This window comes from Nonomuraea sp. MG754425 (assembly GCF_021699195.1).
Taxonomy (GTDB): Bacteria; Actinomycetota; Actinomycetes; order Streptosporangiales; family Streptosporangiaceae; genus Nonomuraea.
Genome location: NZ_SSXE01000089.1, coordinates 14,300 through 37,480, shown reverse-complemented (window position 1 = coordinate 37,480; position 23,181 = coordinate 14,300). Strand labels below are relative to the sequence as shown.

At 70.6% G+C, this 23,181-nt stretch carries 20 protein-coding genes; 13 read left to right on the top strand and 7 right to left on the bottom strand.

All coding sequences use genetic code 11. The features are described 5' to 3' along the window. Positions 1 to 353: 353 nt before the first annotated feature. Both FAF44_RS28310 and FAF44_RS28305 read left to right on the top strand, forming a co-directional pair. Positions 354 to 578, top strand: coding sequence for a type II toxin-antitoxin system VapB family antitoxin (locus tag FAF44_RS28310; RefSeq protein ID WP_237106334.1), 225 nt, complete (start codon positions 354 to 356; stop codon positions 576 to 578). Next, positions 560 to 988, top strand: a complete 429-nt coding sequence (locus FAF44_RS28305; protein ID WP_237106333.1) for a PIN domain-containing protein — start codon at positions 560 to 562, stop codon at positions 986 to 988. Before FAF44_RS28310 ends, FAF44_RS28305 begins: the two co-directional genes overlap by 19 nt. A gap of 365 nt (positions 989 to 1,353) precedes the next feature. Here the strand turns inward: FAF44_RS28305 and FAF44_RS28300 are convergent, their stop codons facing one another. After that, positions 1,354 to 2,073, bottom strand: a complete 720-nt coding sequence (locus FAF44_RS28300; protein ID WP_237106332.1) for a PIG-L deacetylase family protein — start codon at positions 2,071 to 2,073, stop codon at positions 1,354 to 1,356. 125 nt (positions 2,074 to 2,198) lie between these two features. Between FAF44_RS28300 and pcrA the strand changes: the two genes are divergently transcribed. Beyond that, positions 2,199 to 4,430 (top strand): DNA helicase PcrA, encoded by a 2,232-nt coding sequence (gene pcrA / locus FAF44_RS28295; RefSeq protein ID WP_237106335.1) that lies wholly within the window; start codon positions 2,199 to 2,201, stop codon positions 4,428 to 4,430. A gap of 134 nt (positions 4,431 to 4,564) precedes the next feature. Here pcrA and FAF44_RS28290 read toward each other — a convergent pair whose 3' ends face one another. The 3 genes from FAF44_RS28290 to FAF44_RS28280 form a co-directional block, all read right to left on the bottom strand. Next, positions 4,565 to 5,557, bottom strand: a complete 993-nt coding sequence (locus tag FAF44_RS28290) for a L,D-transpeptidase (RefSeq protein WP_237106331.1) — start codon at positions 5,555 to 5,557, stop codon at positions 4,565 to 4,567. 287 nt (positions 5,558 to 5,844) lie between these two features. Next, on the bottom strand, positions 5,845 to 6,477 hold the full coding sequence (locus FAF44_RS28285; RefSeq protein ID WP_237106330.1) for a response regulator transcription factor: 633 nt from the start codon (positions 6,475 to 6,477) through the stop codon (positions 5,845 to 5,847). Next, the gene (locus FAF44_RS28280) at positions 6,474 to 7,682 is read right to left on the bottom strand and encodes an ATP-binding protein (protein ID WP_237106329.1); all 1,209 of its coding nucleotides are present in this window, start codon (positions 7,680 to 7,682) and stop codon (positions 6,474 to 6,476) included. The genes FAF44_RS28285 and FAF44_RS28280 overlap by 4 nt, the downstream gene beginning before the upstream one ends. A gap of 105 nt (positions 7,683 to 7,787) precedes the next feature. Here FAF44_RS28280 and FAF44_RS28275 point away from each other — a divergent pair, with 105 nt between their 5' ends. The 8 genes from FAF44_RS28275 to FAF44_RS28240 all read left to right on the top strand — a co-directional run bounded on the left by FAF44_RS28275 (position 7,788) and on the right by FAF44_RS28240 (position 17,884). Next, the gene (locus FAF44_RS28275) at positions 7,788 to 9,377 is read left to right on the top strand and encodes a PspC domain-containing protein (protein ID WP_308193393.1); all 1,590 of its coding nucleotides are present in this window, start codon (positions 7,788 to 7,790) and stop codon (positions 9,375 to 9,377) included. Beyond that, entirely contained in the window at positions 9,367 to 9,570 is a 204-nt protein-coding gene (locus tag FAF44_RS28270) for a hypothetical protein (RefSeq protein WP_237106327.1), read from the top strand. Before FAF44_RS28275 ends, FAF44_RS28270 begins: the two co-directional genes overlap by 11 nt. Before the next feature lie 71 nt (positions 9,571 to 9,641). Further along, positions 9,642 to 10,133: a (2Fe-2S)-binding protein gene (locus FAF44_RS28265; RefSeq protein ID WP_237106326.1), complete on the top strand. Its 492-nt coding sequence runs from the start codon at positions 9,642 to 9,644 to the stop codon at positions 10,131 to 10,133. Continuing rightward, the gene (locus tag FAF44_RS28260) at positions 10,130 to 12,478 is read left to right on the top strand and encodes a xanthine dehydrogenase family protein molybdopterin-binding subunit (protein WP_237106325.1); all 2,349 of its coding nucleotides are present in this window, start codon (positions 10,130 to 10,132) and stop codon (positions 12,476 to 12,478) included. The genes FAF44_RS28265 and FAF44_RS28260 overlap by 4 nt, the downstream gene beginning before the upstream one ends. Further along, the gene (locus tag FAF44_RS28255) at positions 12,475 to 13,329 is read left to right on the top strand and encodes a xanthine dehydrogenase family protein subunit M (RefSeq protein WP_237106324.1); all 855 of its coding nucleotides are present in this window, start codon (positions 12,475 to 12,477) and stop codon (positions 13,327 to 13,329) included. Before FAF44_RS28260 ends, FAF44_RS28255 begins: the two co-directional genes overlap by 4 nt. 76 nt (positions 13,330 to 13,405) lie before the next feature. Continuing rightward, positions 13,406 to 14,092 (top strand): SRPBCC family protein, encoded by a 687-nt coding sequence (locus tag FAF44_RS28250; RefSeq protein ID WP_237106323.1) that lies wholly within the window; start codon positions 13,406 to 13,408, stop codon positions 14,090 to 14,092. Positions 14,093 to 14,183: 91 nt separating this feature from the next. After that, a complete protein-coding gene (locus FAF44_RS28245) occupies positions 14,184 to 16,829 on the top strand; it encodes a CDP-glycerol glycerophosphotransferase family protein (protein ID WP_237106322.1) in 2,646 nt (881 codons plus the stop codon). Further along, on the top strand, positions 16,826 to 17,884 hold the full coding sequence (locus tag FAF44_RS28240; protein WP_237106321.1) for a glycosyltransferase: 1,059 nt from the start codon (positions 16,826 to 16,828) through the stop codon (positions 17,882 to 17,884). Before FAF44_RS28245 ends, FAF44_RS28240 begins: the two co-directional genes overlap by 4 nt. A gap of 129 nt (positions 17,885 to 18,013) precedes the next feature. Here the strand turns inward: FAF44_RS28240 and FAF44_RS28235 are convergent, their stop codons facing one another. From FAF44_RS28235 to FAF44_RS28225, 3 genes are read right to left on the bottom strand one after another with little or no spacing between them, the layout of a single operon-like run. After that, entirely contained in the window at positions 18,014 to 19,051 is a 1,038-nt protein-coding gene (locus FAF44_RS28235) for a sulfotransferase (RefSeq protein WP_237106320.1), read from the bottom strand. 21 nt (positions 19,052 to 19,072) lie between these two features. After that, positions 19,073 to 19,978, bottom strand: a complete 906-nt coding sequence (locus FAF44_RS28230; protein WP_237106319.1) for a CDP-alcohol phosphatidyltransferase family protein — start codon at positions 19,976 to 19,978, stop codon at positions 19,073 to 19,075. Positions 19,979 to 20,026: 48 nt separating this feature from the next. Further along, positions 20,027 to 21,469, bottom strand: coding sequence for a glycosyltransferase family 2 protein (locus FAF44_RS28225; protein ID WP_237106318.1), 1,443 nt, complete (start codon positions 21,467 to 21,469; stop codon positions 20,027 to 20,029). A 167-nt stretch (positions 21,470 to 21,636) separates the two neighbouring features. On the opposite strand from FAF44_RS28225, the gene FAF44_RS28220 reads away from it, so the two are divergent. Further along, the gene (locus FAF44_RS28220; protein WP_237106317.1) at positions 21,637 to 22,128 is read left to right on the top strand and encodes a GNAT family N-acetyltransferase; all 492 of its coding nucleotides are present in this window, start codon (positions 21,637 to 21,639) and stop codon (positions 22,126 to 22,128) included. Next, positions 22,125 to 23,168 carry a pseudaminic acid synthase gene (pseI, locus tag FAF44_RS28215; RefSeq protein ID WP_237106316.1) on the top strand — a complete coding sequence of 348 codons (1,044 nt, stop codon included), beginning with the start codon at positions 22,125 to 22,127 and terminating at the stop codon, positions 23,166 to 23,168. Before FAF44_RS28220 ends, pseI begins: the two co-directional genes overlap by 4 nt. Positions 23,169 to 23,181 lie beyond the last annotated feature (13 nt).

The window sequence follows — 23,181 nt, the reverse complement described above, 5'->3', positions numbered from 1 at the left end:
GGTGACGCTGGCCCCGCCGTTACGGCCCGCCGAAAGCGGTTCCTGCTCACGAAGGCCGCCGAAATCGGGGTGGTGCCTGATATGTGCGTTCCATCCCGCCCGACCCTGAAATGTGGACACGGAAAGTAAGCGCCCACAGTCACCGGGGTGGATCTTCGCTCGGTGCGGGATTAAGGTTTTCGCCCCCCGGCATCGTTTTCTCCCCCGCTGACCCGATCACGCCGTGGCCTGGTCCCTCGCAGGCTTTAGCGTCTTCCCGGCGCCTCATTTCAAGGCCCGCGCCCACGTGGGATGAGCGCGTTCTTCAGTTCACGCATTTCTCGTACAAGCCGGAGGTTCGGAGGTGGTGTTGCATGCGTACGGTAATCGACATCGACAAGGAGCTCCTGGAGGCGGCTCAGCAGAAGCTGGGCACGCCGACCATGAGAGAAACGGTCCACGCCGCGCTGCGAGTGGTCGTCGACAGGGACGCGGATCGAGCATGTGCGATCAGGGCGTTCGAGTTCTGGCGCACGGAGGGGAGCCCGGATCTGCTGGATCCGGAGATCACACAGCTTGTGTGGCAACGACAGGACTGATGTACCTCCTGGACAAGAGCGCCCTCGCGCGCATCCGCGTCAGCGAGGTGATCGCCAAGGCGCTCCAGCCGCTCTTCGCGTCACGGACGGTGGCGACCTGCAGCGTCATCGATCTGGAGGTGCTCTACAGCGCCCGCGACTACGCGCACTACCAGCGCATCCTGCACGCCCAGCGCCAGTGCATCCTGCTCCCGGTGGACCAGGAGGTGCAGGCGCGGGCCATGGCCGTGCAGCGGCAACTCGTCGAGATCTCCCAGCACCGGGGCATCGGACCGAACGAGTTGCTGATCGCCGCCTGCGCCGAGGTGCACGGGGCGACGATCCTGCACTACGGGCATGCCTTCGACATCATCTCGGAGGTGACCGGGCAACCCTCGTTGTGGGTGGTGCCGCCAGGCTCGGTGCCTTGAGAGCCGAGCTTCTCCGGGACGCAGGGGCCGAACTCCACGCAGGGGCCGAGTTCCTCGGCGCTCTGGAAACCGAGGTCCACCGGCCCACGACGGCCCGGCGACGCCATACGAGCCCGACCGGCCCCGATACCGATCGGCCCCGTGACAACCCGGTACCGAACGAGCCCGGCAGGCTCAGGACGACCCTGTGCCGCACGAGCCCACCGGCCCCACAAGGTCCCGCAGGCCCCGGATGCCCGCGACGGCTCACCGTGAAGCGAGCCTCGACAGGCACGTGACAGCTCGAGCACGACACGAGCCCGCAAGGCACGTGACGCCCCGGCGTCCAAGGAACCCCGTCTGGCCGTGACGAGCCACGTATCGGCTCAGGCCGTCGGGACCACCTGGAAGCCCTCCGCGTAACGGTCCTCGCCGAACCCGGCCTGCTTCGCCCACGCGGCGAAGCGGCCTCTGATGAAGTCGGCGAAGCCGTCCACGTGTGCGACCTGGCTGACATGCGACTGCAAGGCCGCGAGCTTGCGGTCCATGGACCCGGTGATGTCCACCCAGTGGTTGGGCGTCGAGCCCCCGTTCAGCCACACCTCACGTACGGTCCACGCCTCCAGCCCCTCCTCCTTGATCAGCTCCGGGAACGCGTACGGGTTGCGCGCGTCCGGGTAGACCGCGTCGAGGGTGGCGCCGCCCACGGCGCGGTGGTCGGGGTGGCTGGGGGCGATGAAGTTGTAGTTGCGGTCGGGGTGGTGGGTGATGACGAGGTCGGGCCTGACCTGCCTGATGACTCTGGCGATGGCCCGCCGCAGCTCCAGCGAGGGCACCACCTGGCCGTCGGAGTAGCCGAGGAAACGCACGTCGGTGACCCCGACCGCCTTGGCGGCGGCGATCTGCTCGGTCCTGCGCAGCTCGGCCATGCCGGAGTTGTCCAGGGTACGTTCGTTCCCGCCCGCGTCCCCGTCCGTGACCAGCAGGTACGTGACCTCCACTCCCCTGTCCACGAAGAGCGCCACGCTCCCCGCGGAGCCGAAGTCGGCGTCATCGGGGTGAGCGGTCACGACGAGTACGCGGTTGATCTCGGTTTCCGGCAGCATGGGGTCCCCTTTCTGACCTTCAATGGAGGACAACCGGCACCCCGTCGAAGGCATTCCGGGCACCGTTTGTCGGTGGAGCGTCTTAACCTAGGTAGGTGCCGACCCAAGTCTCTGTTGACCACCCCTTGCTCGATGGCCTCAACCCGCAGCAGCGCGAGGCCGTGATCCATCATGGCAGTCCACTGCTCATCGTGGCCGGAGCAGGGTCGGGCAAGACGCGGGTGCTCACGCACCGCATCGCCTACCTGCTGGCCGAGCGTGCGGCGCATCCGGGCGAGATCCTGGCGATCACCTTCACCAACAAGGCCGCCAAGGAGATGAAGGAGCGCATCGACAAGCTCGTCGGGCCGCGTTCCAAGGCGATGTGGGTGATGACCTTCCACAGTGCCTGCATGCGCATCCTGCGGCGGGAGGCCAAGCGGCTGGGGTTCCCGTCCAGCTTCTCGATCTACGACCAGGCCGACTCCCAGCGGCTCATGGCCATGGTCTGCCGGGAGATGGAGCTCGACCCGAAGCGTTACCCGCCGCGTTCGTTCTCGGCGCAGGTCAGCAACTTCAAGAACGAGCTGGTCGACTACGAGACGGCGCTCGACCGGGCGGGCTCGCACCTGGAGAAGACGCTCGCGCAGGCGTACAAGGCCTATCAGCTCAAGCTGACCGAGGCCGGGGCGATGGATTTCGACGACATCATCATGAACACGGTGACGTTGTTCCAGCTCTTCCCCGACGTGGCCGAGCACTACCGGATGCGGTTCAGGCACGTGCTGGTCGACGAGTACCAGGACACCAACCACGCCCAGTACATCCTGATCAGGGAGCTGGTCGGGCATCCCGAGCTGCGCACCGACGACGGCGAGCTGGTGCGTTCCGGCGCCGACATGTCCGAGCTGTGCGTGGTGGGCGACGCCGACCAGTCCATCTACGCCTTCCGTGGCGCGACGATCCGCAACATCCTGGAGTTCGAGCGCGACTATCCCGACGCCCGCACGATCCTGCTGGAGCAGAACTACCGCTCGACCCAGAACATCCTGGCCGCCGCCAACGCGGTGATCTCTCGCAACGAGTCGCGCAAGCCGAAGAACCTCTGGTCCGACCAGGGCGACGGGCCCAAGATCGTGGGCTATGTCGCCGACAACGAGCACGACGAGGCCATGTTCGTGGCCCAGGAGGTCGATCGGCTCAGCGACGAGGAGGGCGTCAAGCCGGGCGACGTCGCGGTCTTCTACCGCACCAACGCGGCCTCCCGCGTGTTCGAGGAGATCTTCATCCGCACCGGTCTGCCGTACAAGGTGGTCGGGGGCGTGCGCTTCTACGAGCGCAAGGAGGTCAAGGACCTGCTGGCCTACCTGCGGATGCTGGCCAACCCCAACGACGTGGTCTCGCTGCGGCGCATCCTGAACGTGCCCAAGCGCGGCATCGGCGAGCGGGCCGAGGCGACGATCGAGGCGCTGTCCTCGCGCGAGCGCATCTCCTACTGGGACGCGCTGCGCCGGGCCGACGAGGCGTACGGGATGGCCACGCGCTCGCTCAACGCGGTGCGCGAGTTCGTCGCGCTCGTCGAGGAGCTGATCGCCAAGGGCGCGGGCATGCCGCCGTCGGCGCTGGCGGAGGAGGTGCTGGTGGCCACCGGTTACCGCGCCGAGTTGGAGGCGTCCGAGGATCCGCAGGACGAGTCCCGCCTGGAGAACCTCAACGAGCTCATCTCCGTGGCCTCCGAGTTCGAGGAGGCCAACCCCGAGGGCACGCTGGTGGAGTTCCTGGAGCAGGTGTCGCTGGTGGCCGACGCCGACCAGATCCCCGACGCCGACGGCGGGCAGGGGGTCGTCACGCTGATGACCCTGCACACCGCCAAGGGTCTGGAGTTCCCGGTCGTGTTCCTGACGGCCATGGAGGACGGCGTTTTCCCGCACATCCGGTCGCTGGGCGAGCCCAAGGAGCTGGAGGAGGAGCGGCGGCTGGCCTACGTCGGCATCACCAGGGCGCAGCAGCGGCTGTACCTCACGCGGGCGGCGGTGCGCAGTTCCTGGGGGGCGCCGTCGTTCAATCCGGCCTCCCGGTTCGTCAACGAGGTGCCGGGGCAGCTCATCGACTGGCGTACCGACCCCGAGAAGTCCGCCTGGAGCGCGGCCACGCGGCGCGAGCCGGCCCGTCCGGCCCCGGCGGCCAAGAGCTCCGGTGCGGGCGGGCGCAAGATACCGTCCCTGACGCCGGGTGACCGGGTCTCGCACGACGCGTTCGGGCTGGGCACGGTGGTGTCGGTGGACGGGGTCGCGGAGAAGACCAAGGTCAAGATCGACTTCGGCAGCGGCGGGGAGAAGACGCTGCTGCTGGCCTACGCGCCCCTGGAGAAGCTCTGACCTTCGTGCCCGGGGCCACGCCGTGTAGCGGGCCGCACGCAGCCGAGTAGCGGGCACCACCCCGTGGCGAGCGGATCCGCGTCTGAGCAGGGCCGTTCCCGCTGTGGTGGGCGGCCCTGCTCCGGCGAAGGAGGTCAGCCCTTGAGGGCGCTGCCCTTCTTCCACTGGGTCCAGTTGAGCTGCCAGTAGCTCCAGCCGTTGTTCCACTGGAGCTTGCGCTTGGTACCGGTGATCTTCACGACGTCGCCGCGCTGGGCGATCGTGTAGAACCACTTGGCACCGGCGGGAGTGGCGCGTACGCAGCCGTGGCTCTGGTTGGAGCGGCCGAGGTACTGGTAGTAGCCGGCGCTCTGGTGCACGTACTCACCGCTGTCGGAGATGCGCACCGCCCACGGGATCTCCTCCTTGTAGTAGCGCGGGTCCTTGGGGTCCGTCACGCCCATCCAGGAGGAGGTCATGGTCTCGACGGCCTTCTTGCCCATGGTGAGGTGCACGCCGCTGGTCGTCAGGTACACGTCCACGCCGTTCCTGACCAGGCCGCCCTTGCCGGCGCTGATCGGGATCTTCTTGGCCAGCTTGCCGTTGCGGTAGGTCTTCATCACGTGCTTGCGGGTGTCCACCACGGAGATGTGCTTCGCGCCGACGGCGAACCTGCGCGAGACGTTCTTGGCGCCGGTGTTGCCGGGCAGTTCGGACAGTCGCGCGCTGAAGAGCACCTTCTGGTACGGCTGCCAGTACGTCTTCGTCCGGTAGATGACCTTGCGCGCCGACACCCAGCGCCAGGCCCCTTCGTGCGGCTCCTCCGACTCGACCTCCAGGATCGACTCGACGGCCGCCTTGTCCTTCACGTCGCGGTCGAAGGTGACGATGATCGGGAAGCCGACGCCGACCTTCTCGCTCTTCTCCCCCATGGGGGTGATGTCGGCGATGCCGACCTTGATCTTCTTCGTGGACGGAGGCGTGGACTCCGGCGTGGGGGCCTTCGTCGGGGCGGCGGCAGCGGCGGCGGGGACAGTGCTGACCTGGGCCGCAGCCCGCTCCCGGGGGACGGGGGCGCTCTCGGCCGCGCATGCCGTCGCGGCGATCAGTGCCACCAGTGCCGGAAGCATCCGGGTGACGCGCTTCAAGGGGTTACTCCTGGACTTTGTGCTTCGACTACCTCCTAGTGAGACAACAGAGAGCAGTGATTCGTGCTCAAAACGTCGATAACTATCCCGTAACGGCTCAACTACCGACAGGAATGTCCAATAGCCAAGGGTTCACCACGTAACCGGGCAAGCTGGGCTCGCGTCACGGCGGGCCACCGGTGACGGGCTCAGCGGCCGTTTCCTGGAGGGCCGTCAGCCGGAGTACGGCGGGTGGCCAGCCACGGCAGCGCGTGACGGAAGAAAAGCCACGGGCACCCGCGCGGCCGCTACACGAGGCGGCGCGCGGTCGCCCAGCGGGAGAGCTCGTGGCGGTTGGAGAGCTGGAGCTTGCGCAGCACGGACGAGACGTGCGTCTCGACCGTCTTGACCGAGATGAACAGCTCCTTGGCGATCTCCTTGTACGCGTACCCCCGCGCGATCAGCCGCAGCACCTCCCGCTCCCGCTGCGTCAGCGAGTCGAGCTCGGGATCGATGGACGGCGCCTCCGACGAGGCGAACGCGTCCAGCACGAACCCCGCCAGCCGGGGCGAGAAGACCGCGTCCCCCTCGGCCACCCGGTTGATGGCGTCGGTCAGCTCCTTGCCGCTGATGTTCTTGGTCACGTAACCGCGGGCGCCGCCCCTGATCACGCCGATGACGTCCTCGGCGGCGTCGGAGACCGACAGCGCGAGGAAGCGGACCTGGGAGCCGGAGCCCAGGACCCGGCGCAGCACCTCCTGGCCGCCGCCGCCGGGCATGTGCACGTCGAGCAGGACCACGTCGGGCTGGTGCGCGGCGATCGCCTTGACCGCCGTCTCCACGTCCTCGGCCTCGCCGACGACCTCGATCGAGTCGCCCAGTTCGGCGCGCACGCCCGACCGGAACAGCCGATGGTCATCGACGATCAGTACGCGCGTCATGCCTTCTCCACCTTCATCGTCAACATCACTTCCGTGCCCTCACCGGGCTCGGTACGTACTCTGGCCGTACCACCGTGACGTTCCATTCTCCCGATGATGGACTCCCTGATCCCCATCCTGTCGAGCGGCACCGCCTCGAGGTCGAACCCCTTGCCACGATCCTTCACGAAAATCGTGACCTCTTCCCCCTCAACCTCCGCGTAGACGGAGATAGAGGGACTTCCAGAGTATTTTGCCGCGTTGACCATCGCCTGTCTGGCCGCCTTCAGCGTCGCGGCCAGCTTGCCGGGCGGATCGAGGTCGATGTCGCCGACGCAGACCACCTCGATGGGCACGCCGTGGGAGTCCTCCTCCTCGGCCGCGATCCTGCGGACGGCGGCGGCCACCGTGGCGTCGGCGTCCTGGGCGGGCTGGTAGAGCCAGTTGCGCAGCTCGCGCTCCTGCGAGCGGGCCAGGCGGGAGACCTCGCGCGGGTCGTGGGCGACGCGCTGGATCAGGGTGAGGGTGTGCAGCACCGAGTCGTGCACCATGGCGGCCACCTCGGCCCGCTCCTCCTGCCTGATGCGCTCGCGGCGCTCCAGTTGCAGCTCTTTCCACAGGCCGGCCAGCCAGGGCGCGGCGATCACCAGCAGGCCGCCGACCACGACGACGGTGAACAGCAGGCTGTCCCTGACCTGGGGCAGCTCGCCCTCAGCGGCCAGGAAGCCGGTCGCGCCGACCACGACCAGGCCGATGCCGAGCAGCGTGCGCACGCGGTTCTTCCTGATGCTGCGCGACGCGCCGCTCACCCAGCTACTGCGGCGTGCGGGGTCGGCCTGCTGCCACAGGATCAGCGCGCCGATCCCGCCCACGGCGAACGGCAACATGCCGATGCCGCCCTGGCTGGCCCCGGTCAGCCAGGTGAACAGGAACAGGGCCGCGCCGATCGCGCTGAACGCGGCGAGCTGGCTCCAGTCACGCTGCGGCGGGTGCCCTTCGTGCGGTTCACGCGGCGACACCATCCACAACACCGCGTACGCCAGCGCGCCGGCGCCCTCGACGACGGTGAGCAGCACGAACATCAGGCGGATGACGACAGGGTCGAGTTTGAGCTGTGCCGCCAGCCCTTGGGCGACACCGCCGAGCAGGCGCCCCTCCATGGGGCGCATCATCCGGCGGTAAGGCTTGTCGCCGCTCTGCTCGGCGAGTGTCTTCTGGTCTGCCATAACATCGCCATCGTCACATGTCGGAGGTCATGCGGGCATCAGGGACCAACCCCCGGGTCGGCTCAGGGGTGTCCCGGATGCGAGTACCGCACGCGTAGGTCCACGATGGTACCCATGACAGAAGCTCCGCCCAGGCAACCGGCCGCTCCTCCCCGGGAGCTGCGACGTAGCAGCGAGGGACGCTTTCTCATGGGAGTGTGCGCGGGCCTCGGGCGGCACACCGGCATCGATCCGGTGGTGTTCCGGGCGGGCTTCGTCGTGCTCCTGCTGGGCTCCGGCATCGGGCTGTTCGTCTATCTCGCGGCGTACCTGCTGATGAAGGAGCCGAACGGGCGGCCGGGGCTCATCGAGCAGTGGACCCGGCGCGACTTCGACGCCGAGGCCGTGATGGCGCTGCTGACGGCGGTGCTGGGGTTCGGCCTGGCGATCAACCTGGCGACGGTGTGGCTGGACGCGGGCACGCTGGTGGTCGGGGTGTTCCTGGCCGTCTCCCTGCTGGCCGCGCACGCCAGCGGGGTGGACCTGCGGGCGCTGGCCCGCTCCATGCCCGAGCGGCTGAGCCGGCGGCGCGACCGGGAGCGGGACGCGGCCTCCGACGAGAGCCCCGCACCGACGGCTGCCGCGCCGCCCGCCCCCGTACGGGCCGCCGAGCCGGACCCTGGGGCCACCATGCACCCGGGTGCCGCCGCCCCCATGCGGGCCGCGGAGCCGGAGCCCGCCGCCCCCGTACGCCTCCCGGAGCCGGACGTCGCGCCGGCGTCGCCGACGATCCCGGTGCAGCGCCCCGCCACGCCGCCGCCCGCCGCGAACGCCCCGCCGGCCGTCCCATCGGCCCGGCCGGCCCCGGCGTACGAGGTGGCGAACGACGCCACGGCGGTGCACGAGACCCTCACCCCGTCGTCGCCCGCCGAGGAGATCCGCGAGTCGCGGCCCGCTCCGGCGCGGGAGATCGGTTACCGCAGCTACGACGAGCCGTTCGCCCCGAACGGTCCTTTCCAGCCGCTCGACCCGGCCAGGAGGGAAGGCGGCTACTCCCCGTACGACCCGGCGCGGTACGGCCGTCCGGTCCCCAAGCGGCGGCGGCAGAGGTCGTTCATCGGCTTCCTCACCATCCTGCTCTCGTTGATCATTGGAGGGATCGTCGTGGCCGTCCAAGCCAGGTCGGCCGCCGGAGTGAGCCCGACCATCGTCTTCGGCGCCATGCTCATCACCATCGGCGCCGGGCTGCTGGTGGCCGCCTGGTGGGGCCGGGGGGCGGGGCTGGTGGCCGCGGGCACCGCGGTCACGCTGATCGTCGGCATGGGATTGCTGCTCGGCGGCATGCCCAGGAACATCGGCCCGACCGAGTGGACACCGACCACGATCACGGAGGCGAGCCAGCTCTTCGACGTCGGGCTGGGCGACGGCCTGCTGGACCTGTCGGAGCTGGAGCTGCCACCGGGGTCGGACGTCACGATCAACGCCGCGGTCTCGGCCGGGGAGCTGGTGGTGATCGTGCCTCCCACGGCACGGGTCGAGGTGAACGCCCGCAACAAGATCGGTGACATCGTGATCGACCAGTCGCTCAGGGGCGGCGTGGACATCCGTACCAGCAAGGTGCTGGAGCCCGAGGTGAAGCCGAAGGGCGAGCTGTCCACGATCAAGCTGAACCTGAGGGGCGGCTTCGGCGACATGGAGGTGCGGCGTGCCGCGTGAGGTGGAGCGGCCCCGGCGGCTGCACAGGACCGACTGGATGGCCCTGCTGAGCGGCGTGCTCTTCGTCGTTCTGGGGATCTTGGTGGTGACCCGCTCGATCACGGATCCGCTGGTCCTGGTGCCGGTGATGGTGGTGGGACTGGCCTTCGCCGGGCTGGTGGCCATCATCGCGCGGATGGCGCGCGGCAAGTAACCCTTGACCGGGGAATACCCCGGCGTAGGTTCGGAGTGTCCGCCTTTCCCCCTGCTCCTGAGGGAGGACGTATGCCCCGAATCACCATCACCGTCGATGGGATCAAGTACGAGGAGGACGTCGAACCACGGCTCCTGCTCGTCCATCTGCTACGAGAACGCCTGGGCAGGACCGGCACCCCCGTGGGCTGCGACACCAGCAACTGCGGAGCCTGCACGGTCATGCTCGACGGCAAGAGCGCCAAGAGCTGCTCGGTGCTCGCGGTCCAGGCCGACGGCTGCGACGTCGTCACGATCGAGGGCCTGGGCACGAACGGCACGAACGGCTCGATGCACCCGATGCAGCGGGCCTTCCACGAAGAGCACGCGCTGCAGTGCGGCTACTGCACGCCCGGCATGGTCATGGCCGCGATCGACCTGCTCAGGAACGATCCCGAGCCGTCGGAGGAGACGATCAGGCAGGGCCTGGAGGGCAACCTCTGCCGCTGCACCGGCTACTGCAACATCGTGCGCGCGGTCCGCAGGGGCGCGCAGGAGATGGGGCGGGCGGTGAACACGCCATGACCGTCCAGGAGGTCGGCAGAGCGCGCAGGCGCAAGGAGGACGCCAAGCTGCTGACGGGGCGCACGCAGTGGACCGACAACCTGTCGCGTCCGGGCGTGCTGCACGTGATGTTCCTGCGCAGCCCGATGGCGCACGCCAGGATCTCCCGGATCGACGTGTCGGGGGCGCGCGACCTGCCCGGGGTCGTGGCGGCCTTCAGCGGCCAGGACTTCGCCGGTGAGCAGGGCAGCCTGCCGTGCGCGTGGCCGGTCACCGAGGACATCGTCATCCCCGAGCACCCGCCGATGGCGGTCTCCGAGGTGCGCTACGTCGGCGAGGCCGTGGCCTGCGTGGTCGCCACCGACCGCTACCGCGCGGCCGACGCGCTGGAGGCCATCGAGGTCGACTACGAGCCGCTGCCCGCCGTGGTCGACATGCGGCAGGCGCTCGCCGACGACGGCCCGAAGGTGCACGAGGCGGGCAACAAGGCGTTCAGCATGAAGCTCACCTCGGGTGACGTCGAGGCCGCGTTCAGGGACGCGCCCGTCGTGATCGACCGCACGTACGTGCAGCAGCGGCTGATCCCCAGCGCGATGGAGCCGCGGGCGGTGCTGGTGGACACCGACGGCGAGGCGTTCACCATCTGGTCGGCCACGCAGATCCCGCACGTGCTGCGGGTCATGCTGGCCGTGGTCACCGGCATCCCGGAGCACAAGCTCCGGGTGATCGCGCCCGACGTTGGCGGCGGGTTCGGCTCGAAGCTGCAGGTCACCGCGGAGGAGGTGCTCCTGCTGCTGCTCGCCCGCCGGCTCGGCAAACCGGTCAAGTGGCTGGAGACGCGTTCCGAGGGCAACCTGACCGTGCATCACGGCCGCGACCAGATCCAGCACGTCCGGCTGGCCGCCGACGCCGACGGGCGGATCCGCGCGCTGCGGGTGGACCTGCTGGCCGACATGGGCGCGTACCTGATGCTGCTCACGCCGGGCGTGCCCACGCTGGGCGCGCAGATGTGCAACGCGATCTACAAGATGGACGCGTACGAGTTCGCCTGCACGGGCGTGTTCACCACGAAGATGCCCACGGACGCCTACCGGGGCGCGGGACGTCCCGAGGCCACGTTCGTCATCGAGCGGGTGATGGACGAGTTGGCCGCCGAGATCGGCGTCGATCCGGTGGAGGTGCGCAGGCGCAACTGGATCAGGCACGACGAGTTCCCGTTCACCACGATCTCGGGCCTGACCTACGACTCGGGCAACTACGAGGCGGCCACGGAACGGGCGCTGTCGCTGTTCGGCTACGACAAGCTGCGGGCCGAGCAGAACGACCGGCGCGACCGGGGCGACCCGGTGCAGCTCGGGATCGGCGTCAGCACCTACACCGAGATGTGCGGCCTGGCGCCGTCCAGGTTGCTGGGCGCGGCGAACTTCGGCGCCGGCGGCTGGGAGCACGCGTCGGTGCGCATGCTGGCCACCGGCAAGGTCGAGGTCGCGACCGGCACGACGCCGCACGGCCAGGGCCACGTGACGGCGTGGAGCCAGATCGTGGCCGACGCGCTCGGCGTGCCGTTCGAGGACGTCGCGGTGCTGCACGGCGACACGGCGATCGTGCCCAAGGGCATGGACACCTACGGCTCGCGTTCGCTGGCCGTGGGCGGCGTCGCGGTGGTCAGGGCGTGCGAGAAGGTCAGGGACAAGGCCCGCAGGCTGGCCGCGCACCTGATGGAGTGCTCCCCCGACGACCTGGAGTTCGAGGCCGGGACGTTCACGGTGCGCGGCACCGAGTCGCGCCGGACGATCCAGGAGCTGGCCAACGCCGCGTTCACGGCGCACGACCTGCCCGACGGGGTGGAGGCGCGGCTCGACTCCGACGCCACGTTCGACCCGGAGAACTTCTCCTTCCCGCACGGCACCCACCTGTGCGCGGTGGAGGTGGACACCGAGACGGGCATGGTGCGGATCCGCTCGTACGTGGCGGTGGACGACATCGGCAAGGTGATCAACCCGCTGATCGTGGACGGCCAGCTCCACGGCGGCATCGCGCAGGGCATCGCGCAGGCGTTGTTCGAGGAGGCCGTGTACGACGCCGACGGCAACCTGCTGACCACCACGATGGCCGACTATCTGCTCCCGTCGGCCGCGGACCTGCCGGACTTCGCGCTCGACCGGACCGAGTCCCCGGCGACCAGCAATCCGCTGGGCGTCAAGGGCGTGGGCGAGGCGGGCACGATCGCCTCGACCCCGGCCGTGGTGAACGCGGTCGTGGACGCCCTGCGCCCGCGCGGCGTCCGAGACATCCAGATGCCGTGCACTCCTGAACGGGTCTGGCGGGCTCTGGCCGCTCAGGAGCGGGAAGGAGGTCAGGGATGATCCCCGCGCAGTTCGACTACGTCCGGCCCGGCTCGGTGGCCGAGGCGTGCCGGGAGCTCGCCTCCGACGAGGACGCCAAGGCGCTGGCGGGCGGGCAGTCGCTGCTGCCGTTCCTGCGGCTGCGGCTGGCCTACCCGTCGAAGCTGGTGGACATCGGCCGGCTGGCCGAGCTGAAGGGCGTGCACGAGCGCGGCGACCACGTGCACATCGGCGCGCTGGCCACGCACGACGAGGTCATGCGCTCGCCCGTGGTGAACGCGGGCTGCCCGCTGGTGGCGCTGGCGGTGGCGCAGGTGGCCGATCCGGCGATCCGGCACCGGGGCACGTTCGGCGGCTCGCTGGCGCACGCGGACCCGGCCGGTGACCTGCCCGCCGTGGCGCTGGCGCTGGATGCGGTGTTCGTGGCCGCCTCCGAGCAGGGCGAGCGGGAGATCCCGGCCGCCGCCTTCTTCGTCGACTACCTGGAGTCGTCGCTGCGGCAGGGCGAGATCCTGGCCGGGGTGCGGATCCCGAAGCTGGGCGCGGGCTGGGGCTTCCACTACGAGAAGTTCCACCGGACGGCGCAGGCGTGGGCCATCGTCGGCGTGGCGGCGGCGGTCAGGCGATCCAACGGCTCGATCGCCGAGGCCCGGATCGGGCTGACGAACATGGGCCCGACGCCGGTGCGCGCGCATGCCGCCGAGGCCGCGCTGCGGGGCGCGGAGCTGGGTGACCAGGTGCGCCGGGCGTGCGCGGAGGCGGCGGCCGGCACCGCGCCGCCGGCCGACCTGCACGCCCAGCCGGACTACCGCAGGCACCTGGCCGAGGTGCTGACCGGCCGGGCGGTACGGGCGGCGGCGGGCGCGGGCTGAGCTGTGGCGGGAGCGCCTCTTCCGGGGTGCTCCCGCCCGGCGTAGGGTCTCTGGAATCGGGAGAAGGAGCGGATCGATGGCGATGCGGTTCGAGCACGAGTTCACTGTTCCCGTCCCGGTCGAGCAGGCGTGGGCCGTGTTGCTCGACGTCGAGCGGGTCGCGCCGTGCCTGCCCGGCGCGACGCTCGACGTCTTCGAGGGCGACGAGTTCACCGGCCGGATGAAGGTCAAGGTAGGGCCGATCACGGTCACCTACCGGGGCACGGCCAGGTTCGAGGACGTGGACAAGGACTCCTACTCCCTCGCCATCCAGGCGTCGGGCAAGGAGGCCAGGGGCTCCGGCACGGCTTCGGCCACGGTCAGGGCTCGTATGGAGCCGCGCGAGCAGGCCACTCTGGTGACGGTGGAGACGTCGTTCAACGTGACCGGCCGACCGGCCCAGTTCGGGCGGGGGGTGATGGCCGAGGTGGGCGGCAAGCTCATCGAGCGGTTCGCCGCGAACCTGGCCGACCTGCTCTCGGAGCCCGCGGCCGAGCCGGCGGCGGCCGTCCAGGAGGAGGAGCGGCATCTGAGCGCGGTGCCGGCGCCCGAGCAGGGCGCGCATCCGGCGGGCACGCTGCGCACCTCGCGCTCGCCCGACGAGGAGGCGCTCGACCTGCTGGCGATCGCGGGGCAGCCGCTGGTGAAGCGGTTGGCGCCCGTCGCGGGCGCGATCGCGGCGCTGCTCGTCATAGCTTGGGTGATACGTCGGCTAATGCGCTGATTTTCAGCAAATACTCTCTCAAGTCCGGTCACTTCCCCACCGCCAGGGGCAGTCCCATTCCCGCTGGGGAACGAGCGGGAGGACTTGCGGGATGCCGGACTGCAGCGTTGTCGTCATCACCTATAACGACGCCGACCGCCTGCCCAGGGCAGTGCGCTCGGTGCTCCGGCAATCCCTGCGCGACCTGGAGGTGATCATCTCCGACGACGCCAGCACGGACGGCACGCCGGAGGTGGCGCGGCGGCTCGCGGAGGCCGACCCGCGCGTGCGCTACCTGCGCAGACCGGTCAACAGCGGCGGCTGCGGGGCGCCGCGCAACGACGGGATCGACGCGGCGCGCGCGCCGTACCTGATGTTCCTCGACAGCGACGACGAGCTGCCCAGGCACGCGTGCAAGAGCCTGCTCGCCGAGATCGAGCGGACCGGGACCGACTTCGTGTCGGGGCAGATCTCGCGGCTGCACGAAACGACCGGGCGGCTCAAGCCGTACTACCCGTCGTTGTTCGCCAGGCGGCGGGTGGTCGAGGGCATCAGGCACGAGCCCGATCTGTTCCTCGACTGCTTCAGCACCAACAAGCTCTACAGCACCGCCTTCCTGCGCGACAAGGTGCTGCGCTTCCCCGAGGACATCCACTACGAGGACCACGTCTTCGCCGCCGAACTGTACGCCGTGGCGCGCAGGTTCGCGGTCGTGCCGTGGACGGTCTACCACTGGCACCGGGCCGCCACCAACGACTCGATCTCGCTGAGCGTCGACGACCTCGGCAACGTCCGGCAGCGGGTGATCGCCGCCCGGCTGAGCGACGACATCCTGCGCGGGTACGGAGCCGCCGACCTGGTGCCGCACCGGCAGTACCGATTCGTCCGCCAGGACCTGCGGGTCTACCTCAACCCGCTGCCGCTGCGCGAGCCGGTGTGGGTCAAGGAGTTCGCCTCGGTCGTGCGGCCGTACCTGGAGGAGATCCCCGGCGAGGTGTACGAGCGCCTCGACCCGCTGGACCGGGTCTGCTGCCAGCTCATCATGGACGACCGGACCGAGGACCTGCGGATGGCGGCGGGCTCGCTGACCGGGCCACGGGCCGTGCCGCGGGCGGCGGTGCAACTCGGCGGGCGCACGTACTGGGGCACGTCGGTCGCCCCCCGCCTGGACATCACCCGGCTGCGGCTGGCCGAGCTGCCCTTCAGCGCCTCCAGGCTGCGTCACGAGGTCGCGGCCCTGACCGCGGACGGCGACCGGGTGCGGCTGACCGTGCGCAGCTACGACCCGTTCGGCATGCTGCCGGTGGACTGGACGGCGTTCCTGCAACTCGGCGACGAGCGCGTCCCGATCTCGCCGGAGCCGTCCGGCGAGGGCGGGTACGTCAGCCGCGTCACGTTCACGCCGAAGGGCAGGTGCGATCCGCGCATCGGCTTCACCAGGACCTCCGACGGGCACACCACGACCGACCGGATCATCGCCGACCCGCGCACCGCGCCGGTCGAGCTGCCCGGGTGCACGGTCAAGCCCGAGGGCTACACCGCCTACCTGGCCGTACGGCCCGCGCCCGCGTCCCGGTCGGGGGTGCGGCGGCTCGCGCGCCGGCTGGTCAAGCGGCTCAGCACCCCCGAGAACAAGCTGCGGGCGTACAAGGTGCTGATCAAAGTGCTGCCGCAGCGGCGGGACCTGGCCCTGTTCGAGTCGGACGTCGGCAAGGGGTACAGCGGCAGCCCGCGCGCGATCTACGAGGAGATCCGGCGGCGCGGACTGCCGATCGACGCGGTCTGGTCGGTGGCCAAGGGGCGGCGCAACTTCCCCGCCGACGCGCGGCTCGTCCGCAGGGGAAGCTGGCGGTACGTCTACACCATGGCCAGGGCCGGGATCTGGGTGGACAGCCACGGCTTCCCGCTCGACTACCCCAAGCCCAGGGGCACCCGCTACCTGCAGACCTGGCACGGGCAGGGGATCAAGTCGATCGGGTTCGACGCGCCGGACCTGCGCGGCGACTTCGACAAACCGCGCGCGCAGTGGCGGCGGGCTGTGGCCCGGTGGGACGCGCTGGTGTCCCCGAGCGAGGAGTTCTCGCGGGTGTTCCTGCCGTCGAACGGCTACTCGGGCAAGGTGTACCGGTGCGGGACGCCCCGGTGCGACGCGCTCGTCCGGGCCCGGCAGGAGGCGGGGCGCGCGGCCGAGGTGCGGCGGGAGCTGGAGGTGCCGCCCGGCCGGCGGGTCCTGCTGTACGCGCCCACGTACCGGGACCGGGCCAAGAACAGCGGCAGGTCCGTACGGGTGGATCTGGAGCTGCTGGCCGAGGAGCTGGCCGACGACTGGGTGGTGGTGCTGCGCACGCATCCGGTCGAGCGCTACAGCCCGCCCGAGCGCCTGCGGCACTTCGTCCGGGACGCCGGGTCGTACCCGGAGATCAACGATCTGATGCTGGCCTCGGACGCGCTGCTGACCGACTACTCCTCCGTCATGTGCGACTACGCGCTGACGGGCAAGCCGATGCTGTTCTTCATCGACGACTGGGACGACTACCGGCTCTCCGAGCGCGGCGTCTACCACGACCTGCCCGCCATCGCGCCCGGCCCGTGCCTGACGGCCACCAAGGACCTCGTCGCGGTGCTGCGCGAACTGCCCGCCGTGCACGCCTCGTACGCCGAGCGCTACGCGGCCTTCCACGCCCTGTGGTGCGCCGACGAGCACGGGGACGCCTCGGCCAGGATCGTGGCCGACTTCTTCGAGGGGGCCCGTCCATGACCGTCGTGTTCACCTGTCTCGACGCCGACACCCTCGGCGGGATCCAGCAGGTCACCCACACCCTGGCCCAGGGGCTGGCGCGGCGCGGGCACGAGGTGCACGTGATCGGCCTGCGGCGGGCCGCCACCCCGTTCCGGTACGTGGCGCAGCCGCTCTACCGGCACCACGTGATCGGCCGCCGGGCCGCGGCGGGCGGGCCGGCGCGGTGGCGGGCCGACCGGCGGCTGAAGGCGCTGTACGCCGAGATCGGGCCCGGCTACGCGATCATGACCTCGCCGTCCGTGGTGGCCAGGGCGGCGCGGCTGCTGCCGGAGTCGGCGCGGCCGATCGGCCAGTACCACGGGTCGTACGACCACGCCCGCGGCTGCTGGCACCTGGCCTCGATCAAACGGCACTACCCCGAGCTCGACCAGGCGGTCTTCCTCAGTGAGGACGACGCCCGGCTGTTCTCGGAGCACGCGCTGCTGCCGAACGCGAGCGCGCTGCCGAACCCGCTCGGTGCGTGGCCGGCGCAGATGTCGGCGCTGGATTCGCCGGTGGTGCTCGGCGTGGGGCGGCTGGAGGGGGTCAAGCGGTTCGACCGGCTGATCAGCGCGTTCGCCCGCTCCGGCGCGCCCGAGCCGTGGCAGTTGCACCTCGTCGGGACGGGCGCGGAGCTGGAGCGGCTGCGGGCGCACGCCTGGCGGGTGGGCGTGGGCCAGCGGGTGGTGTTCAAGGGGCCGGTGCCGGCCGCGGAGATGTCCGCCGAGTATCTCGGGGCCTCCGTCGTAGGGCTGACCAGCCAGCACGAGGGGCTGCCCGTGGTGCTGCTGGAGTCGGCGGCGCACGGGGTGCCCGCGGTGGCCTTCGACGTGTCGGGCGGGGTGCGCTCCGCGGGGCCCGTGCTGGTGCCGCCGGGGGACGTGGCCGCGTTCGCGGCCGAGCTGGGGCGGCTGATCGCGGACGAGGAGGAGCGGCGGCGGCTGGGCGCCGACGCCCGCGCACGGGTCGAGACCTTCCGTCTCGACCCCGTGCTGGACCAGTGGGAGTCGATGTTCGCCCACATCGACCGCTGAACCCCGGCCCCACCGCCGAACGAGCCCGGCCCGGTCGGTTCCGGGCCTCCGGCGGCGCCGTCAGACAGGCCCGGCGCCGACGCCGGACGAGCCTCGGCCCGGGTCGGCTCCGGGCCCTCGGCGGCGCCGTCAGACGGGCTCGGTGAGCTCCGTGCGCTGCTGCGGGACCCCCGCCATCGCACGCTGGCGAGTGGTGAGCAGGGCGCCCACCGGGCTGGGCTCGCGCAGCCGGTTGAAGCGGTCGCGCACGCCCTTGCGCATGCGGCTGGCCTTGCGCTTCTGCATCGTCTTCTGGCAGGCGACGACGTGCTCCTTGGCCGGCTTGGGCACGCCGCTCAGCTCGTAGCCCATGGACTCCAGCCGGTCACCCAGCATGTGCTCGCACAGCGCGATCTCCCAGTCGTCGAGCCGGTCGGCCCAGCTCCCGACGCGGCTGCGGGTTACCTCGCGGTGGGTGTTGCTGTGCCAGACCTTGTGCTGGGGCACCGCCGAACTGGCCGCCTCGCGCGGCGAGATCATGGACGGTGAGAACTCCTCGTCCAGGAAGTGGCAGAGCTTCTTCAGCTCGGTCATCGGGTCGTCGGTGAGGTCCTCGTAGCGCAGCTCGTAGTAGGTGTCGGAGGCGAGCGTGCGCTTGAGCCGGCCGCCGGCGTCGATGGCCTCGGCCCAGGTGGAGACGGCGTGGAAGGAGTCCAGGGTGTACCAGGGCATCTCCTTCAGCGAGGCCACGCAGTCGCGGCCGTCCCTGATCAGGTGGATGAACTGGGCGTCGGGGAAGAGCCGCAGCAGCAGGTCCACCTGCTTGACGTAGCTGGGCCGCTTGTCACCCCAGCGGACCTTGTCGAACCGGTCGGCGTACATGCGGAAGGCCGTGCCGATCACCGAGCCCAGCGAGCCGGGCCCGTCCACGGCCTGCTGGACGAACTCGTTCTTGTCGAGCTTGAGCTCGCGAAACTTGGTGCTGCGGTCGGTCGCGATCCACTCCGCGAGGGCGCGCCGGCGCTGGGCGATCCGGAGGTCGCCCCACGTGCGGCGGCGGTAATAAGCGGGAACGAGGAAGCGCGTCTCCGGAGGCACCGCCATACGGGGGTGCGAGTGGAGCATGAGCTGGAGCATCGTGGTGCCGGACCGCGGACATCCGATGACGAAGACTGGCCTGTCGGACATGTCGTACTAACCCCCGAAAACTTAGACGAGAACGTGCTCTCGGCTCTCCTGAGGCGAGCCCGCGCCGTGCCTGCGCGTGAAGAGCCACATCCGGTAGACAAGGAAGACTTCGTTGGCGAGCAGCAGGAGTCCCGACAGCGCGGCGAGCGGGATCAGCGCCCATGCCCCCGCAAGGGGCGCGATCACGAACACCGCCGCGTGGAACTCGATGCCGCTCACCAGGTGCGAACGCACGCGATGCCGGGCCAGGAACCGGTTGAGCCGCCTGAAGAGCCGGAAGAACAGGCTCCGCGGCCTGGACACCCGTCCCGCCCGCTCCCGCTCCGGCCCCAGAAGGGGATCGGCGGCCAGGAGCGGGTCCTCCTCCAGCAGGTGATCGTCCGCCGGCAGGCGGCCCGGCCCCATGAGGGGATCCGGGTCGTCCAGGCCGCCCGGCCCCTCCCGCTCCTCCCTGACGGCCTCGCGCACCCGCTTCATCTGCGGCGCGTTGACGTACCTGAACAGGTCCAGGACGGCCACCGCCGCGCCCAGCACCACGTAGCGCACGTCGCCGGTCAGCGCGTACTGCCCGTAGGCCAGGCCCGCGGCGCACAGCACCACCCTGATCCGGTCGCCCACGTAGTCGAGCCAGAGGCCGAAGGGCGTCCCCGTGCCCTTGAGCCGGGCTATTTTGCCGTCCACGCAGTCGATCATGAAGCTCAGATAGAAGAAGCCTGCGCCCGCTATGAGCTGGTTCGATGCGAAACACGCGGCCGACACCACGCCCAGGACCAGCGAGAGCACCGTGAGCCCGTTGGGTGTGATCCGGGTGTGATTGGCGACGGGCAGGGCGACCCGGCAGGCGACCGGGTCCACGAAATACACGGTCCACCAGGAGTCTCTCCGCTTGCGTGTCTCGTAGACGTCATCCAGCGAATAGGTCCTCATGCATCCCAGCATGACCACGCGGCGCGCCGGAGCGATTACTGTCTGGAACTACTGGGGGATGTCCATGCCGCTTCTTGACCAACCCGGCACGGAGAACCGCCACGCGCCGTTCGCCTCGCCGTCACGGCACCAGCATTTCAGGACGAGCCCCCGCATTTCGGCCCGCACCTGCAACCGCCACGGCCCGCCACCCTCAAGGCGATCCGGATCGACGGAGGCCACGAAGCCGTGCCGCCCCCGCCTCCGGGTCTCCAGAGGGACACGGCGGCGGCCGTCACTGAGCCACAGGCCCACCTTGGGAATCTTGCGATCGACCCGGTGGATGGCCACGTGGGCGCGCAGCCGGTAGCCGGCCCCGGTCCAGTCGCACCCCTCGACCCTGGCGATCAGCTTCAGCTCATCGCGGGCGTCGAACACCTCGTCGGGGATGCGCAGGCGGCGGTCGCGGAAGAACGGGTAGTCGCCGTACCAGCCGGCCGTGCGCCGGCCGCGCGGCACCACGCGGGTGACGTCCGCGCGCCCGCGCCGGAACTCCCGCACCGCGCGCAGCTCCGCCACCAGGCCGCGCCTGAGCAGGTGCAACTCCAGGCGGCGCAGGGACGGCGCGGCGGCCAGCACGTTCGGCCCCAGCGCGGCCAGCCAGGACCGCCCCAGCTCCAGCAGCGGCCCCGGGTCCCCCTCGCAGTGCTCCAGCGCCTGGAACAGGAAGACGGTGTCCTTCTCCAGCACGAGCCCGTCGAAGCCGTCGAGCAGTTCGGGAGCCCGCTCGTCGAGGAAGGCGCGCACCGCGCGGATGGCGGTCAGCCGCTCGGCCAGGTTCGGCAGCTCCGAGCGGCGCTGCGTGATCGAGTTGGCCCCCTCCTCGCGCTTGCGCCAGTGGTAGACGACCTCGCCCAGCATGTCCGCGCTGGTCGCCAGCACGTGGGCCTGCATGGCGACCGGCACGTCCTCGTAGATGCCCGAGGGGAAGGCCAGGCCCGCCCGGTCCCAGAAGTCGCGGCGGTAGACCTTGTTCCACACGGTGCGGTCCCTGACGAGCACCTGCTTGTCGGTGATGTGCGTGCACAACTGCGGGCGCCGGAACACCTTCTCGTGCAGGGTCGACTCCTCCAGCCCGCCGTCCACGAGCCGCCGCACCGCGCCGCAGGCCAGGTCGGAGCCGGTCTCGGCGAGCTTGCCGACAAGCAGTTCGTACGCCTGCGGCGGCACCACGTCGTCGCCGTCCGCGAAGGCCAGGTAACGGCCGCGGGCCTGCCTGACGCCCTGGTTGCGGGCCGGCCCCGGCCCCAGGTTGCGCTGGCCGACCAGCACGAACCTGTCGTCCATGGCCGCGAAGTCCTCCGCGACGCGGCGGCTGCCGTCCACGGAGCCGTCGTCCACCAGGACCACCTCGAGGTCGGCCAGGCTCTGCCCGGCCAGCGATTTCAGGCATTCGGCGAGATAAGGCTCCACGTTGTAGATCGGGACGACGACGCTGAGCAGGGGGATCATGCCGGATTCACTCCTTGGCTCGACGGAGGCTCGATACGCGGTCGAGGGCAGCATGCCGTGGCGGGCGAGCGGATTCCGCGCCCGATGGCCGTCCCTGATGAGCTCTTTACCGGACGCGTAATCCGATACGTTGGGCGATGGACCGAGCACGAACGGTAAGGGGCGCGATGCTGAGAGACGTCCAGGACGACGATCTGGCGGACATGCGCCGCTGGCGCAACCACCCGCGCGTGCGCGAAGCCAGCTTCACCACGCACGAGATCAGCCAGGAGGAGCACCTGCGCTGGTGGGCGTCCGTACGCGCCGACCCGAGCAGGCGTGTGCTGATCTACGACTTCCACGGCGTCGCCACGGGCGTGGTCACCTATTCGCACCTGACACCCGAGAGCGCCACCTGGGGCTACTACCTCGACCTCGCCACGCTGGAGCGGGCGGGCCGGCTGCTGCCGGCCTGGATCGGGCTGGAGCAGGCGGCCGTCGAGCACGCCTTCGGCCCGCTCGGGCTGTCCGCCCTGCGCGGCGAGGTGCTCGACGGCAACGAGCCGGTCATGCGGCTGCACCGGCGCTTCGGCTTCGTCGAGGCGGGCCGGCGCCGGACGGTCGTCGACGGGGTGCCGCGCGACGCCGTGACGTTCGAGATCAGGAAGGGAAATCGATGATCTCCATCGCAGGACGCACGATCGGGCCGGAGCACCCGCCGTTCGTCGTGGCCGAGCTGTCCGGCAACCACAACGGCAGCCTGGAACGGGCGCTGGCCATCGTGGACGCGGTGGCCGAGGCGGGGGCGCACGCGCTGAAGCTGCAGACGTACACGCCCGACACGCTGACCGTCGCCTGCGACGCACCGGCGTTCCGGCTGGGCGACGGGCACGAGTTGTGGGGCGGCGAGAGCCTGTACGCGCTGTTCGAGCGGGCCCACACGCCGTGGGAGTGGCACGAGCCGATCTTCGAGCGGGCGCGGGAGCGGGGGCTGATCGCGTTCTCGGCGCCGTTCGACCCCACGGCGGTCGAGCTGCTGGAGAAGCTGGGCGTACCGGCGTACAAGATCGCTTCTTCGGAGATCGTGGATCTGCCGCTGATCCGGCTCGCGGCCGGCACCGGCAAGCCGCTGATCATCTCCACCGGCATGGCCACCGTCGCCGAGATCGAGGCCGCGGTGTCGGCCGCCCGCGAGGCCGGGTGCACGCAGCTCGCCGTGTTGTCGTGCACGGCCTCCTACCCCGCCGCGCCCTCGGAGAGCAACCTGCGCGCGCTGCCGCTGCTGGCGGCGGTCACGGGCGAGGTCGTGGGGCTGTCCGACCACACACCCGGCCTCGGGGCCGCGCTGGCGGCGGTGGCGCTGGGGGCCTGCCTGATCGAGAAGCACGTCACCATGTCGCGGGCCGACGGCGGGGTCGACTCCGCCTTCTCGCTGGAGCCGGCCGAGCTGGCGACGCTGGTGGTGGAGAGCGAGCGGGCCTGGCAGTCGCTCGGCGAGGTGGCCATCGGGCCGCGTCCGTCCGAGCGCGAGGGGCTGCGCTTCCGCCGCTCCCTGTACGTCGTGCGGGACGTGCGCGCGGGCGAGCCCGTGACCCCCGGCAACGTACGGTCGATCCGCCCGGCCGGCGGCCTGCCCCCCGACGCGGCCGGGGCGGTGATGGGGCGGCGCTTCGTCCGCGACGTCGCCTTCGGCACCCCGCTCACGTGGGACCTGGTCTGACCGGCCGCGCAGG